At 73.1% G+C, this 15942-nt stretch carries 12 protein-coding genes; 7 read left to right on the plus strand and 5 right to left on the minus strand.

All coding sequences use genetic code 11. The features are described from left to right. A partial coding sequence (locus ACWCSD_RS30275) for an acyl-CoA dehydrogenase family protein (protein WP_449919869.1) occupies positions 1 to 561 on the minus strand: 561 nt, incomplete at its 3' end. A gap of 174 nt (positions 562 to 735) precedes the next feature. On the opposite strand from ACWCSD_RS30275, the gene ACWCSD_RS30280 reads away from it, so the two are divergent. Next, positions 736 to 1944, plus strand: a complete 1209-nt coding sequence (locus ACWCSD_RS30280; RefSeq protein ID WP_397158196.1) for an acyl-CoA dehydrogenase family protein — start codon at positions 736 to 738, stop codon at positions 1942 to 1944. Between the two features lie 101 nt (positions 1945 to 2045). On the opposite strand, the gene ACWCSD_RS30285 is transcribed toward ACWCSD_RS30280, so the two are convergent. The 4 genes from ACWCSD_RS30285 to ACWCSD_RS30300 form a co-directional block, all read right to left on the minus strand. After that, a complete protein-coding gene (locus tag ACWCSD_RS30285) occupies positions 2046 to 3593 on the minus strand; it encodes an MFS transporter (protein WP_449919871.1) in 1548 nt (515 codons plus the stop codon). A gap of 24 nt (positions 3594 to 3617) precedes the next feature. Beyond that, positions 3618 to 4676, minus strand: coding sequence for a glucose-1-phosphate thymidylyltransferase (locus ACWCSD_RS30290; RefSeq protein WP_397158198.1), 1059 nt, complete (start codon positions 4674 to 4676; stop codon positions 3618 to 3620). Between the two features lie 72 nt (positions 4677 to 4748). Continuing rightward, positions 4749 to 7814 (minus strand): BTAD domain-containing putative transcriptional regulator, encoded by a 3066-nt coding sequence (locus ACWCSD_RS30295; protein WP_449919873.1) that lies wholly within the window; start codon positions 7812 to 7814, stop codon positions 4749 to 4751. 216 nt (positions 7815 to 8030) lie between these two features. Further along, the gene (locus ACWCSD_RS30300) at positions 8031 to 8225 is read right to left on the minus strand and encodes a hypothetical protein (RefSeq protein WP_397158202.1); all 195 of its coding nucleotides are present in this window, start codon (positions 8223 to 8225) and stop codon (positions 8031 to 8033) included. Between the two features lie 367 nt (positions 8226 to 8592). On the opposite strand from ACWCSD_RS30300, the gene ACWCSD_RS30305 reads away from it, so the two are divergent. The 6 genes from ACWCSD_RS30305 to ACWCSD_RS30330 form a co-directional block, all read left to right on the plus strand. Continuing rightward, positions 8593 to 8919 (plus strand): hydroxyisourate hydrolase, encoded by a 327-nt coding sequence (locus ACWCSD_RS30305; RefSeq protein ID WP_357982008.1) that lies wholly within the window; start codon positions 8593 to 8595, stop codon positions 8917 to 8919. A gap of 18 nt (positions 8920 to 8937) precedes the next feature. Continuing rightward, on the plus strand, positions 8938 to 10698 hold the full coding sequence (locus ACWCSD_RS30310) for a 2-isopropylmalate synthase (RefSeq protein WP_449919876.1): 1761 nt from the start codon (positions 8938 to 8940) through the stop codon (positions 10696 to 10698). Positions 10699 to 10755: 57 nt separating this feature from the next. Beyond that, positions 10756 to 13527: a helix-turn-helix transcriptional regulator gene (locus tag ACWCSD_RS30315; RefSeq protein WP_387673770.1), complete on the plus strand. Its 2772-nt coding sequence runs from the start codon at positions 10756 to 10758 to the stop codon at positions 13525 to 13527. Positions 13528 to 13671: 144 nt separating this feature from the next. Next, on the plus strand, positions 13672 to 13860 hold the full coding sequence (locus ACWCSD_RS30320; protein WP_352366329.1) for an acyl-CoA carboxylase epsilon subunit: 189 nt from the start codon (positions 13672 to 13674) through the stop codon (positions 13858 to 13860). Between the two features lie 35 nt (positions 13861 to 13895). After that, positions 13896 to 14888, plus strand: a complete 993-nt coding sequence (locus ACWCSD_RS30325; RefSeq protein ID WP_449919882.1) for a DUF1702 family protein — start codon at positions 13896 to 13898, stop codon at positions 14886 to 14888. Positions 14889 to 15070: 182 nt separating this feature from the next. Then, positions 15071 to 15942, plus strand: an 872-nt coding sequence (locus ACWCSD_RS30330; protein WP_449919885.1) for a DUF1702 family protein, incomplete at its 3' end; no start/stop codon positions are given.

A 15942-nucleotide genomic window follows, 5' to 3' on the forward strand; every position in this document is an offset into this window, starting at 1 on the left:
GGTGCCGCGCAGGCCGGAGGTGTGCCAGTCGTCGATGACGGTCAGGTCGCTCATCGGCACCAGCGCCATGACCGGCTCGGGCTCGCTGTCCGGGCCGACGACGACGGCCACGATCTCCTGCCAGTGGCTGTGGTGGGCGCCGCTGACGAAGCCCCACTTGCCGTTGACCACGATGCCGCCCTCGGCGCGCACGGCCATCGCCGTGGGGCTGAGCGTGCCGCAGATGCGCACGTCGGGGGTGGCGAACACCTCGTCCTGGACGGCCTCGGGGAAGTGGGCGGCCATCCAGGTCGGGATCCAGTAGACCGAGGCCGTCCACGCCGCGGCGCCGTCGGCGCGGCCCAGCTCGGCGGCGACCTCGACCAGGGTGCGCGTGTCCGCCTCGAAACCGCCGTAGCGGCGCGGCGTCCGCAGCCTGAAGACGCCGGCCTCGGCCAGCGCCTCGATCGTCTCCTCGTGCAGCCTGCGGTTCTCCTCCGCCCAGGCCGCGTTCCTGCGCAGGACAGGGCCTGCCTCCGTCGCGCGGCGGACGAGGTCTTCCCGCGCCGGAGCACCTGTCATCAACACCATGTCCTCCCGGGACGTCAGTCGAGACACTGCTCCCTGAACGTCCCATTCGCCGGTTGACGGGCGCATCTTCCGGCGTGCGGGATTGCCGGGCACGCACGGAGATGCGAAGGTCACCGGCGCCGGGCGAGCCTTGAGGGAAAACCCGAGACGAAGGGTTCGCGCAGCATGACAGCCGTCACCCACGCCCCCATGGCTCCGCCCGAGCCCGGGCTCACCCCCGACGAGATCGTCGCCAGGGCCGAGGCCATGGTGCCCGCCCTGGTCGAGCGCCAGGCCGAGACGGAGCGGCGCACCTACTACGCCCCCGACACCCACGAGGCGTTCGCCAGGGCGGGCTTCTACCGCATCCTGGTCCCCCGCCGCTTCGGCGGCTACGAGTTCGGCGTGGAGACCTTCATGCGGGTGTCGATGACGCTCGCGCGGGGTTGCCCGTCCACCGGCTGGATGTACTCCTTCGGCTCGGCGCACACGCTGGCGGTGGCCACGCTGTTCGGCGAGCGGGCCCAGAGCGAGCTGTTCGCCTGCGGGGACTTCGTCTGCCCGGCCACGGTCGCGCCCGGCGGCTCGGCCCGTCCGGACGGCGAGGGCGGGTGGCTCCTCGACGGCACCTGGAGCTACTGCTCGGGAGCCCCGTACGCCACCCACTTCATGGGCCACGTCGTCGTGGACGGGCAGCCGATGTTGTTCGTCGCGCCGCGCGACCAGTGGCGCCGGCTGGACGACTGGGGCGGCCAGCTCGGCCTGAAGGGCAGCGGCTCGCACAGCATCGCCATGGAGGGCGGCCGCGTCCCCGGCCACCTCACGCTGCCGATCCACCTCAGCCAGGCGGTCGTCACCGGCGGGACCCCGGGCCGGGACCTGCACGGCAACCCCGAGTACGGCGGCGGCCCGCTCAGCGTCATGCTGCTCGGCAGCGCGGCCGTCGTGCTCGGCATGGCCCAGGGCGCCCTGGACGCCTACGAGGAGCTGATGCGGACCAGGACGACCATCTTCCCGCCGTTCACCACCCGCGCCGAGGACCCCGACTACCAGTTCTGGTACGGCGAGGCCGCCGGCATGCTCGCCGCCGCCGAGGCGGCCATGACCAACGCCGTCCAGCAGTGGAGCCGGACCTGCGCGGCGGGCCCGGAGGCGTTCACCAGGGAGCGGGACGTGCGCCTGGCCACCGTCAGCCGCGAGGTCGCCCGGCTGGCCTGGCGGGCCGTGGAGGGCTGCCTGTTCCCGACGGCCGGTTCCAGCGCGGTCAGGGACGGCCAGCGCATGGAGCGGATCTGGCGGGACATGTCCACCACGCACAGCCACGCCGGGTTCGCGATCTACCTGGCGGCCCTGGCCAACCGGGAGCTGTCCCGCGCCCGGTTCGGCCTGGACTGACCCTCCGGACGGCGAAGGCGGGCCCGGTGAACCGGGCCCGCCTTTCTCGTGTGCTCGGTCTCGTGTGCTCGGTCTCGTGCGCTCGGTCTCGTGCGCTCGGCTCAGTCCACCAGGACGGGCTCCTGGTCCGGCTGGTGGTGGCCGTCGTGAACCCCGGCGAAGGGCGCCACGCCGCGCAGCCGGACCAGCGCGAGCACGGCCAGCACGGCGCACAGGGCCGCGCTCGCCCAGGCGACCGCGTGCAGCCCGGCGGTGAACGCCTCGCGGGCCGCGCCGAGCAGCGCCGCGCCCTGGTCGGCGGGCAGCTGCCCGGCCACGGTGACCGCGCCGGTGATGCCGTCCTGGGCGAGCGCCGGGGTGCCGGCGGGCGGGGCGAACGTGCCCCGGTAGACGGCGGTGCCGAGGCTGCCCAGGGTCGCGACGCCGAGCGCGACGCCGAACTCGCCGCCGGTGGCCACCAGCGAGGCGGCCGAACCAGCCTGCTCCGGCGGGCTGGTGCTCATCGCCACCTGGTTGATCATGCCGCCGACCGGCCCGACGCCGAAGTAGCACACGCCCAGGAAGACGATCAGCGCGGTCACCGCGCCCACGACGACCTGGGTGAGCAGGAGCTGCCCGACGACCGCGATCACCATGCCGCCGCCCAGCAGGTACGCCGGCCGCACCCGGCTGGCCAGCCGCGGGGTGAGGTTGATCGAGACGATGAGCGCGACGGCCGGGCCGAGCAGCCACAGCCCCGCCTCCAGCGGCGACATGCCCTCGACCGTCTGCAGGAACAGCGCGACCTCCATGCCGGTCCCGGTCTGCAGCGCCCCGCACAGCAGCCCGATCAGCACCGCGGCGGTGAACGCGCGGTGGCGGAACAGCCGCACGTCCAGCAGCGGGTGGGCCAGCGCGCGCTGCCGGTGCACGAACACCGCCCCCACGAGCAGCCCGGCGGCGACCGCGACGGCCGGACCGGCGCCCCAGCCGTCGCGGGCGACCGCCTTGAGCCCGTAGATCAGCGGCAGGATCGCCGCCAGCGACAGCACGACGCTGACCAGGTCGATCCGGCCGCCGGCGGGATCGCGGAACTCCGGCAGCAGCGGGGCCGCGGCCAGCAGCAGGAGCATGACCGGCACGCCCATCAGGAAGACCGACCCCCACCAGAAGCGCTCCAGCAGCGCGCCGCCGACCACCGGGCCGAGCGCGATGCCCAGCATGAAGGCCGTGCCCCAGGCGGCCATGGCCAGGCCGAACTGGCGGGGGTCGCGGAACATGACGCCGATCAGCGACAGCGTCGAGGGCAGCAGCGTGGCCCCGGCGACGCCGAGCAGCGCGCGGGCCGCGATCAGCATCTCGGGGCTGGTGGAGAAGGCGGCCAGGAGCGACAGCAGGCCGAAGGCCGCGCCCCCGGCCAGCAGCAGCCGCCGGCGGCCGATCCGGTCGCCGAGCGAGCCCATGGTGACCAGGAACCCGGCGGTCATGAAGCCGTAGATGTCGGTGATCCACAGTTGCTGGGTGGCGTCCGCGCCCAGGTCGGCGCTGAGGTGCGGCAACGCCAGGAACAGCACGCTGATGTCCAGGGCCACGAGCATCGTGGGCAGGAACAGCGCCACCAGCCCGAGCCACTCTTTCCGCCCCGCGCGCGGGGCGCCGTCGTCGGTCACGTCCTCACTCCTTGTTCCCTGGGTTCATGTGGTCAGCTCGATCCGCGTGTGGTCGCCGACCACGAGACGGTGGTCGCTGCGGCCGGGAGCGACGGTGGTGTAGCGCCCGATGAGCGAGCCGCGCAGGCCGCTGGCGGCCACGATGGAGGCGCCGTCGAGCACGATGGAGTCGGACAGGCGGGTGGAGCGCACCACGCAGTCGCGTCCGATGGAGGTGCCGGGCCCGATGTGGCTGTCCACGATCAGGGTGTCCGGGCCGATGATCGCCGGTCCCTCGACGACGGAGGCGACCACCCGCGCGCCGGGGCCGAGCACGACGTCGCCGCGTACCAGGCTGGTGGCGTCCACGTGGCCGGCGATGTCGCGGGAGAGCCGGGCCAGCAGCCGCCGGTTGCACTCCAGGACGTCCTCGACGCGGCCGGCGTCGCTCCAGTAGCCGCGGTAGAGGCTCGCCCTGACCTCCTGGCCGGACGTCAGCAGCCACTGGACGGCGTCGGTGATCTCCAGCTCGCCCCGGCGTCCGGGGACGATGCGGTCCACCGCCTCGTGGACGGCCGGGGTGAAGAAGTAGACGCCGGTCATGACCAGGTCGCTGCGCGGCTGCTCCGGCTTCTCCACCACCCGCAGCACCGCGCCGGTCTCGTCGGTCTCGACGACGCCGAACGGCCGCGGGTCGGCCACCCGGTGCACCACGATCTGGGCGGCCGGGCGCAACGCGTGGAACTCCTCGGCGATCGGGCCGATGCCGTCGGCCAGGACGCAGTCGCCGAGATACATGACGAAGTCGTCGCCGCCGAGGAAGGGTCGCGCCAGTTTGACGCAGTGGGCCAGCCCCAGCGGGCGGAGCTGGCGGATGTAGGTGACGCGCGTCCCGAACCGCGAGCCGTCGCCGACGACCTCGGCGATCTGCGCCTCCCTGTCGCCGACCACGAGGCCGATCTCGGTCACGCCGAGCGCGCGCAGGCTCTCCAGCACGTGCTCCAGGACCGGTTTGTTGGCGATCGGGATGAGCTGCTTCGGCATGGAGTGGCTCAAGGGACGCATGCGGGTGCCCGACCCGCCGGACAGCACCAGAGCCTTCATGCTCGCCAGAATCCCAGCGACGGGCCCCCGCGGGCATCTCTGACAGTGCGGGATGACGGCGAAGAAGGGCTGTCAGCCGATGCCCTCCACCAGCCCGGCGGCCGAGGACAGGTTGTCGCGCAGCCGCTGACCGGCCCGTTCGTCGACCGTGTCGGCCAGTTCGTGCACCCGCGACAGCGCCCGTTCGGCCGCGCTGGCGTCGCCGAGGGCGACCAGCACCTCGCTCAGCATCGTGAGCGTCTGCGCCTCGAACAGCGGCGCGCGCATCTGGCGGAAGAGCGTGACCGCCTTGCGCAGGCGGCCGATCGCGTCGCCGGGCTCGTTCGCGGTGACGGCCAGCTCGCCCAGCCCGGCCAGGGCGTGCGCCTCGGCCAGGCGGTGGCGGGCGGTCTCGGCCACGGCCAGCGCCCGGCGCAGCAGGTCGCCGGCCTCGCGCAGGCGTCCCCTGCGCAGGTGGGCGATGCCGAGGCCGTGCAGGGCGAAGGACTCGCCGACGGTGTCGCCGATCTCCTCCACCAGCGTGAGCGCCTCCTCGAACGCGCCGGCCGCCAGCGCGAACTCCTCGGCCTGCAGGTGCACCCGGCCCATCCGGTGCAGGATCTGGGAGATGATGCGCCGGCTGCCGCCGCTCTTCCCGCGGACCAGCGCCTCGGCCAGCATGATCTTGGCGTCGTCGATGTCGCCGCACTCCGACCGGATGGCGGCCAGGTTGTCCAGCGTGTGCGCGGCCGAGATCTGGTCGCCGATGTCGGTGAAGATGGCCAGCGCCTGCTCCAGGTGCGTCGCGGCGGCGTCCAGCTGGCCGTTCATGCGCTCCAGGAACGCCAGGTTCCGCCGGGACCGGGCGATCTGCACGACGTTGCCGGTCTTCTCGAACAGCGTCAGGGCCGCCTCGAAGTCGCGTCTGGCCTCGCCGAAGTGCTGCTCGGTCTGGGCCAGCGTGCCGCGCACGCACAACATCTCGGCCTGGCCGCGCTCGTCCCCCGCCCGGCGGGCGGCCTCCAGGGCGATCTCCTGGATCTCGCGCCAGTCGTCGAGGTAGACGTGCAGCTCGAAGAAGGGCTCGGCGTTCATCGCGGTGCGCCAGCACAGCTCCACGAAGCCGGCCTGGGCGGCCTGGCGGATGCCGGCCAGCAGCACGTGGCGCTCGCGTTCGAACCAGCCGATCGGGTCGGCGACCAGCCGCTCGACCAGCTCGGCCGGGAGCGGCGAGTCGGGGCCGGGCCGCAGGTGGGGGCCTGCGGGCGGGCCGTACTCGCGGGTCCTGGCGGTCTCGGTGAGGCGGTGCAGCGCGTCGAGCACGCGGGCCAGCGCCGCGCTGCGCTCGGCGGGCGGCTCCTCGGCGGCCAGGCGTTCGTGGGCGTAGACGCGGATGAGGTCGTGGAAGCGGTACTGGACGTTGACGTTCCTGCCGACCCCGGCGACCTCGATGAGCTGGGCGTCGACCAGGTCGTCGAAGAGGTCCTGGGCGTCGGCCAGCGGCCGGTCGAGCAGGGCGGCGCCGGTCCAGGCGGAGAAGATGTGCGAGTGCAGGATCGCCAGCCGGCGGAACAGGCGGCGGGCGTGCTCGGTGAGCGCGTCGTAGGTGAGCGACAGGCTGGCCCTGATGCCCATGTCGCCGTGCTTGAGCTCGTCGAGCCGGCGAGCCTCGTCGCCGAGCCGGTCCACGAGCTGTTCCACGGCCCAGTGGGGGCGCGAGGCCAGGCGGGCGCCGGCGATGCGCAGCGCGAGGGGCAGGAAGCAGCACAGCTCGGCCAGGGCGGCGGCCGACTCCGGCTCGGCCCGTACGCGCTCGGCCCCGGCGATGCGGGACAGCAGCTCGACGGACTGGGCGGCGTCGAAGAGGTCGACGTCCACGTGGGTGGCGCCGGCCAGCCCGCCGAGCCGGGTCCGGCTGGTGGTGATGACGGCCGAGGTCGGGCTGCCGGGTAACAGCGGCAGCACCTGGCTCTCGGCGGCGGCGTCGTCGAGCACGATCAGCATCCTGCGGTCGGCCAGCAGCATGCGGTACAGCTCGGCCCGCTCGCCGAGGGTGTCGGGCAGCGCCGTCCCCTGCACGCCGCAGGCCCGCAGGAACCGGTCGAGCACCTGCATCGGGTGGACCGGGCGGGAGACGCCGCCGTGCAGGTCGGCGAAGAGCTGGCCGTCGGGGAAGTGCGCGGCGACGCTGTGCGCGGCGTGCACGGCGATCGTGGTCTTGCCGATCCCGGCCCGCCCGGCGACCGCGATGACGGGCACGGCGAAGCGGCCGTCCCCGGCCAGGGGGACGGTCACCCGCTGCCTGATGACGTCGAGCTGGGCCTGCCGCCCGATGAAGTCGGCGATGTCGGAAGGGAGCATGCCGGGCACCGCGGGCGGACGGGCGGGCGGCTCGGCCGGGGCCGCCGCGGGCGGCGGCTGCGCCTCCAGGCTCTCGTCGGAGGTGAGGATGGCCGATTCGAGCTGCTGGAGCCGTTCGTTGGGCTCGATGCCCAGCTCCTCGACGATGACCCGCCGGGCGTCGCGGTAGACCTGGAGCGCCTCGGCCTGCCGTCCTGAGCGGTAGAGGGCGACCATGAGCTGGGCGGCCAGTCCCTCCCTGAGCGGGTGTTCCTGGACCAGCGCGGCCAGCTCGCCGACGAGCTCGTGGTGGCGGCCGAGGTCCAGTTCGAGCTGCACGCAGTCCTCGTTGGCGGTGACGCGCTGCTCGGCGACCCCGCTGGCCAGCGCCTGCACGGCCCTGCTGTCGATGCCGTCGAAAGCCGGGCCGCGCCACAACCCCAGCGCCTCGCGGTAGTGCTGGATGGCCTCGGGGAAGGAACGTCCGTCGCGAGCCTTGCGGGCCCGGCTCACAAGGCTCTCGAAACGGCGTGCGTCGATCGCGTCGGCGGGGGCGCGCAACATGTAGCCCTGCCGGGTGGTGACGATCATCTCGGGGTGGCCGTGGGCGCTGAACAGGCGCCTGAGCGCGGAGATGCAGATCTGCACCTGTGCGCGCGACGTGGCCGGGGGGTCCTCGTCGTAGATCGCCTCGACGAGGCGGTCCAGTGTGACCGAGTGATTGGCGTTCAGGATCAGGACGGCGAGGACGATCTGCTGCCGCGCCCCGCCAAGATCGAGCTGTCTCTCGCTCGCAGTTACCTCGAGCGCTCCCAACACGCGAAACTCCACCCGCATCCCCTCAAACAAATCATCGCCCTCGGTCAAAGATCTTTCCCGAAGCGACCGGAATCCGGGCGTGATTGCCATGATGAGCGGCGTAACTGGTGCTTACCCCTCAAAAGTTTCTGCCATGGTTTGGGTGGATGGTACAACGCCCTTGGGTATGTGGCCAGTTTTGGAGCGTTTCAGGGCGATCCGTGTTGCCTGTCACCGTCAGCGCTGAAAGGCGCCCTCGATCAGGCCCCACGGCCAGTCCATCGTGCCGGTGACGGTGTCGTGCTGGCCGGCGGACGGAACGGCGTGCGCGGGGGCCGGCGCGGCGGCGATGGCGGCGAAGCCGGCCAGCGCGGCGAGCAGCAGCGCGAGGGTGAGGCGGACGCGGGCGGTGAGGGTGGTGGTCGCGGTCATTTCGATCTACCTCCGGGTGATTACCGCGGTCTTCGCCGCGGCTTCGGAAATGACGCTCACACGGTGCGCAATTCGCGCTTTATCCATCTTCTTTTCGTCGGGCATCAGCGCACGTTGGACGCTGTGCACACCCGTCCCCGCACCCGCCGGCGATAGCGGCGATAGCGCGAAATAAGGCGGCCGCCTCTTTTCGCGATCGGCGGCGATCGGACGGCGATAGCGCGGCGATAGCGGCCGGAGGTCCGGCGGATAGGCGGCGGCGCGAGCCTTGGGCGCGAGCCCGGGCGGCGCGACCTGTCGTCGTCCGGGTGGCCATGTGCGCGGACGGCCCGCGCGGACCACTCGGAGAGGTTCGATGGGAATAGCGGTGCAAGCCCAGGACGCGGTCTACGGCCGGGGTGCGGCCGACCTGCACGTACGCCTGGACCATGACGCCGACGGGCAATGGGTGCTCGAAGCCGAGACCCGTACGGACCAGGACGGATCGGTCAGCGAGTGGGCCGACCGCCCGCTCGACCGCGGCCTGTACCGCATCGTGTTCGCCACCGACCCGTACTTCGTCGGGCTCGGGCTGCGGCCGGCGTATCCGGAGATCGTCGTCACCTTCCGCATGGTGGACGAGACCGCCGTGAACCACATCGTCGTGCTGATCTCGCCGCATTTCTCGACCGTCTATTTCGGATCGCTCAGCTGAGGGACAGTGAGGCCGGACATGAAGATCAGCCGCTATCGACCCTTCCCCCGGATGCCGCTCGGCGACCGCGCCTGGCCGGACGCCGTGCTCACCGCGCCGCCGCGCTGGTTGTCCACCGACCTGCGGGACGGCAACCAGGCGCTGCCCAGGCCCATGGACCCCGGCCGCAAGCTGGTGCTGTTCGACCTGCTGGTGGGCATGGGCTACAAGGAGATCGAGGTCGGCTTCCCGGCGGCGAGCCAGGACGACTACGACTTCGTCCGGCTCCTGGTCGAGCGCGACCGCATCCCGGACGACGTGTGCGTGACCGTGCTGACCCAGGCGCGCGACGAGCTGATCGAGCGCACGGTGGAGAGCGTGAGCGGGGCGCCCGGGGCGACGATCCACCTCTACAACGCGACCTCGCCGCTGGCGCGGCGGCTGGTGTTCGGGATGAACCGGGACGAGTGCAAGGACCTGGCGGTCCAGGGAACCCGATTGGTCATGAAATATGCCGATAAATTACTCGAAGAGGGTGATGTTCGGTTTCAGTACTCGCCTGAGCATTTCCACGACACCGAGCCGGACTTCGCGCTGGAGGTCTGCGCGGCCGTCATGGACGTCTGGCAGCCGGGCCCCGACCGGCCGATCATCCTGAACTTCCCGACGACGGTCGAGCGCTCGACGCCCAACGTGTTCGCCGACCAGATCGAGTGGCTGCACCGCAACCTGCCGCACCGCGAGCACGTCTGCCTGTCGGTGCACACGCACAACGACCGCGGCACCGGGGTCGCGGCGGCCGAGCTGGCGATGCTGGCCGGCGCCCAGCGCGTCGAGGGCTGCCTGTTCGGCAACGGCGAGCGGGCGGGCAACGTCTGCCTGGTCACGCTGGGCCTGAACCTGGCCACCCAGGGCGTCGACCCCGGCGTCGACTTCTCCGAGCTCGACCGGGTGCGGCGCGTCGTCGAGGAGTGCACCGGGCTCGCGGTGCCGCCGCGCCACCCGTACGGGGGCGACCTGGTGTTCACCGCCTTCTCCGGCGGGCATCAGGACGCGATCAAGAAGGCGTTCGACGCCATGGACCGGGAGGCGGCCCGTACCGGGAACGACCCTGCGGAGCTGCCGTGGGAGGTGCCGTACCTGCCGGTGGACCCGCGGGACCTGGGGCGCACGTACGAGGCGGTGGTCCGGGTCACCAGTCAGTCGGGCAAGGCGGGACCGGCGTACCTGCTGAACGCCCGGTACGGGATCACGCTGCCGCGCGGGCTGCAGATCGAGCTGGGCCGGGCCGTCCAGGCGATGGCGGAGGCCGGGCAGGGCGAGGTCGAGCCGGAGCGGATCAGGCGGCTGTTCGAGCAGGAGTACCTGACCCCCGGCGACCCCGGCGACCCCGGCGGCCTGCCCGGCGATCTCGCCGGGACGGTGGCCACGCTGCACGTCGACGGCGGCGCGTACGGGCGGGCCCGATCGGACACGGCGGCGGCGCTGCGCGCGGCGCTGGAGGCCGCCGGCGTCCGGGTCCGGGCCGTGCACCACCTCGACGGCGCGACCGGCGCCGCCGGCGGCGAGGTGACCGTCTACGCCCGGTGCGGCCTGGACGGCGGCACGGCGTGGGGCGCCGGCGCCGCGCCCGACGCGGTAGCCGCGGCCCTGGCCGCCGTGGGCACGGCCGTGGCCCGCGCCCGCCGCGCGGACCCGCCGGCCGCCGCACCCGCCCCCGACCCTGCCCCCGACCTGGCCCTTCCCGAGCCCGGACGCCGGCGCGCGGCCAGGAACCGGCGGCTGATGGCGGGACGATAGAGATCGAATACCACCCCGGCCTAGCGTGAGCGCAACACGACATGTGGGGAGACGGCCATGACTCTCATCGAACGGCAGGAGGAGATGTCCTGCCTGGAGTCGCTCGTCGCCAACGCCATCCTCGGCCGTGGACGGGTCGCGCTGGTCAGCGGGCCCGCCGGGACGGGCAAGAGCGCGCTGCTGCGCGCGTTGTCCGAACAGGCCATAGAGCTGGGCGCGCTCGCGGTGACGGCGACAGGATCGCGCATGGAGCAGGACCTGCAACTGGGCCTGCTCCGCCAGCTCATCCAGGACGCCCCCTTGGTCGAGGAGGAGCGCGAGCGCTCGGAGAAACTGCTGGCGGAGGGCGTGCGGACCGCGACCGCGGCGCACGCCGACGCCGAGCGGCTGCTCGACCCGCAGGTCGTGCACGCCCTCGTCACGGTGCTGCTCGACCTGTCCGAACGCTGCCCGCTGGTGGTCGTCGTGGACGACGTGCACCACGCCGACCGCACGTCCCTGCTCTGCCTGGCCTACCTGGCGCGGCGGGTGCGCAACGCGCGGATCGTGGCGGTGTTCGCGCTCAACGACCGGCAGGGCACGGACGGTCCGCTGGAGACCGACCTGCTGCGGCTGCCGCACTGCCTGCGCCTGCAGCTCGCCCCGCTCTCCCGCAGGGGCGTGGCCGCGCTGGTGGCGGGCCAGGTGGGGCTCAGCGCGACCGAGCGGTTCGCCGACGAGTGGCACACGATCAGCGGCGGCAACCCGCTGCTGGCCGGCGAGCTGGCCGCCGACTACCGCCAGCACCTGCGGGCCGTGGAGGAGCCGCCGCGCGAGCTGGTCGTCGGCGACCGGTTCGTCCGGGCGGTCGAGACGTGCCTGCGGCGCAGCCACCCGCGTACCGTCCGGGTGGCGCAGGGCCTGGCCATCCTCGGCGAGGCCGACGGGCTGGCCGAGATGCTCGAACTGCCCGCCGTGGACGTCAGCAGGGAGCTGCTCACGATCGGCGCGACCGGCCTGCTGCGCGGCGGCGGCTACCGGCACGAGGCGGTGCGCTCGGCGGTGCTGGCCGGCATGGACCTGTCCGAGCGCAAGGAGCTGTACCGCCGCGCCGCCGAGCTGGCCTACACGCGCGGCGTGCGGCCCGGCGTGGTCGCCGACCGCCTGCTGCAGGCCGCCAGGGTCGAGGCGCCGTGGGTGGTGCCGACGCTGGAGGAGGCCGCGCTGGCCGCGCTGCGCAAGGGCGAGGTGGAGTCGGCGGTGGCCTACCTGAAGCTGGCCTGGCGCGAGTGCACCGACGAGCTCCAGCGCTCCAAGCTGATGACCATGCTCGTCCGCGCGGAGTGGCGGATCAACCCGGCCACCCCCGCCGGGCACCTGGACCAGCTCACCGAGGCGCTGCAGAAGGGCAGCCTGCACGGCAGCGACGCCGTCGTGCTGGCCCGCGCGCTGCTGTGGCACGGCCGCTTCGAGGACGCCCGCGACGTGCTGGAGCAGCTCAACCAGGAGGCGTCGGCGTCCGACCACGCGACGCTGGCCGAGCTGGTCGTGGCGCAGCTCTGGCTGCGGGTGACCTGCCCGCCGCTGGCCGCGTACGTGGCCAACCCGCCGCGCGAGCACATCCTGGCCGGGATGGTGTCGGTCGCCGTCAACCGGCGGCTGGAGTCCACGCTCGCGCTGGCCGAGGTGCTCACCCACGGCCCGCGCGAGCACAACCTCGACGCCGTCGAACGTATTTTAGAGGGCGAGCGGCTGGACGAGATGTCCCTGGACGTCGTGGAGAACTCGCTGCTCGCCCTCACCTACGCCGGGCGCTGCGAGCGCGCGGCGCCGCTGTGCGACCTGTTCGGCGACGAGGCGGCGGCGAGGCAGGCGCCGAGCCGCCGGGCCCGGCTGGCGGCCATCCGGGCCGAGATCGCGATCCGCCAGGGCGACATGCCCGCCGCCGAGCGGCACGCCCGCATCGCGCTGGACACGATCCCGATGAGCAGCTGGGGCGTGGCCATCGGCGGCCCGCTGGCCAGCCTGGTCATCGCGCTGACCGCGATGGGCCGGCACGAGGCCGTGCGCGACCCGCTGGACCGGCCGGTCGCCGAGGCCATGTTCCAGACCCGCTACGGCCTGCACTACCTGTACGCCCGCGGCCGCTACAACCTGGCCGGCGAGTCGTTCGTGGCCGCCCTGCACGACTTCCTGCGCTGCGGCGAGCTGGTGACGGCCTGGGGCCTGAACAACCCGGCGCTGATCCCCTGGCAGGCCGACGCGGCCGAGGCGTGCCTGCGGATGGGCCAGACCGAGGAGGCCAGGGAGCTGATCAAGGCCCACCTGGACGGCTGCGGCCCCGGCGCCTACCGGGGACGCGGCATCGGGATGCGGCTCAAGGCGGCCGTCTCCGAGCCGGCCCGCCGTCCGGCGCTGCTGCGCCAGGCGGTGGAGTACCTCCAGCTCGCCGGCGACCGGTACGAGCTGGCCAGGGCGCTGTTCGACCTGGTGGAGGCGTACGAGGCGCTGGGCGAGTTCCGGCGGGCCCGCACGGTGGCCGGACGGGCGCAGGCGGCGGCCCTGGAGTGCGGGGCCGAGCCGATGATCGGCGCGCTCAGCCGGGCGGCGGACGCGGACGGCGCGCCGTCCCCCCTGCCGGGCGACCTGATCGGCGTGCTGAGCGTCGGCGAGCGCCGGGTCGCCGCGCTGGCGGCGGCCGGTTACAGCAACCGTGAGATCGCGGCCAAGCTCTACATCACGATCAGCACCGTCGAGCAGCACCTGACCCGCACCTACCGCAAGCTGAACATCCGCCGCCGGGCCGACCTCCCGCTCGTGGTGGAGTTCGACGACACCGCCCAATCCTGACCGCCCGATCCTGACCCGGGCCGACCCGGTCCGGCGAGCCTTCCGCCGCCGGACCGGGTTCACCCGTGCTCACCTGTGCTCCTGGTGGGCACCGGGCATGCAGGAAGTTGCGGCCGCGCGGGCCCGCGGGCGAGCGTCGAAGGCATGGAACTCACCGTGGTGCGGGGGCAGGCGACCCCCGAGGAACTCGAAGCGGTCGTCGCGGCGGTCTTCCGCCGCCTGGCCGAGGCGGCCGAGCGCGAGGCGTCGGCGTGGTCGGACCCGTCCGTGTTGGTGCGCAGCCCGCTGCCCGGCGGGGGCGGCGACTGGCGGCTGGCGGCCTGGGCGAGCTGACCCGGGTCTTCACGGTACTGGAGGAGGAGCACACCATGTCGTCTCTGCTCGGTTCGCTGCGCCGGCTCGTGCTGGCGCCATCCCTGGCCGACGTGACCTTCGGCGCACGCGGCTTCCCCGTCGTCCCCTCGGCGCTCACCGGCCGTCTGGAGGCGATCCCGCAGGCCGTCGTGTGCGGCTTCGAGTGGGGCATCGACGTCCGCGACCAGTGGGAGATCGAGCGCCGGCTGTCCCTGGTGGACGTCGAGCAGCGCGGCTTCGCCTACGAGGGCGCGACGATGGCCTTCACCGTGCTGGACGCCATGGGCGGCGGGCGCGGGCGGCGTACCCGGGACCTGCTCATGGGCCCGGGGCAGCCGCACATCTTCCTGGCCTACATCGGCATCGGCTTCGCCATGGCCCGGCTGCCGCGGGTGTTGTGGAAGAAGGTGCTGCCCGACCTGGACGGCACCCCGTACCACCCGGTGATGAGCTGGCTGGCCGTGGACGGGTACGGCTTCGACCTGGCCTACTTCCACACCCGCCGGTACGTGGACGGGCAGCAGGTGCCGGCCCCCTACCCCTGGCAGGGCAACGCAGCCTACTTCCCGCGCGCCGTGGACCAGGGCGTCGGCCGGGCGTTGTGGTTCATCCACGGCGGCAGGCCGGGCGACGTGGCCGCGGCGGTGCGCGCGTTCGCCGCGGGGCGGCAGGCGGACCTGTGGAGCGGGGTCGGGCTGGCGGCCACGTTCGCCGGGTGCGCGGCGGGCGCGGCCGCGGTGCTGCGCGAGGAGGCCGGGGAGCACCGGGGCGAGCTGGCCCAGGGCTCGGTGTTCGCGACCAAGGCCCGGCACTACTCGGGGTTCGTCCCGGAGCATTCGGCGGCCACCGGCGCGGTGCTGACCGGGCTCGACGTGGCCGGCGCGGTCGCGCTGGCCGACGACGGCGAAGTCGCCGCGGGCACGTCGGAACGCGTCCCGGATTACGAGCTGTGGCGCGGCAGGGTGCGCGCGCATTTCGCGGCCGAGGCCGAGCTCCCGGCCCGCTGAGCGTTTCCCTGAATAAGCACGTCATTCGCTTTCGCACGCCCAAAAATGAGCCTCCGAGCTGAGCAAACCCGAAGTTGTCCGGCCACCGGGCGGCATGTGTCAATGAAATTGGATTGTTCGGGCTATAAGCGGCGGAGGCTCAATTGGCAAGCGCATTGCGGTCACTGAGACGCAGAATTCTGGTGCCGGACGTCGGCGAGACGAAAGTCGAAACGCGCGGCTTCTGGGTGAAGAACGCGGCGTCCACCGAATTACTGGAGACGGTCGGCGAATACTTTCTCGCCGGTTACGCCCACGCCGTGGAGTCACGCACCGTCGCCGAGGCCGAGGACCGGCTCGAAGAGGTGCCCGCCCGCTTCCGCGGCTTCGCCTACGAGGGCGCGGGCATGGGCTTCGCCATCCTGGACTGCATGACCTTCGGCGACCTGCGCCGGGTCAACGCCTGCCTCCAGGGACGCGGGCACCACCACAACTACATGATCTACGTGGGGATCGGCTGGGCCATGGCCCGGCTCCCCCGCTTCCTGTGGCCCAAGCCCCGGCTGCTGGACCCGCTGCTGCTGTGGCTGGTCCACGACGGGTACGGCTTCCACCAGGCCTACTTCCACACCGACCGGTACGTGCACCAGCAGGTGCGCGAACCCCGCTTCTCCTGGCCGGCCGGCCAGGAGGACTACGCGGCCCACGCCCTCGACCAGGGCATCGGCCGCGCCCTGTGGTTCGTCGCCGGCACCAGCGCCGAGCGGGCGGTCACGCTGCTCGAACGGTTCCCCGAGTCCCGCCACGCCGACCTCTACGCCGGCCTCGGCCTGGCAGCCACCTACGCGGGCGGCGCCGACGACGCCGAGCTGCGGTGGCTGCGCGAGCGCGCCGGAGCGCACCGGGGGCCGCTGGCCCAGGGCAGCGTGTTCGCCGCCGAGGCCAGGATCCGCGCCGGGCTGCTCTTCCCGCACACCGAGTCGGCCGTGGGCGTTCTCTGCGGCACCACGGCGGAGCAGGCGGCCGAGGTGAGCCGCGTGACCCGCCCATGGGTGCCGCGTTGCACCACCCGGCC

The sequence above is a fragment of the Nonomuraea sp. NPDC001684 genome, assembly GCF_053596515.1.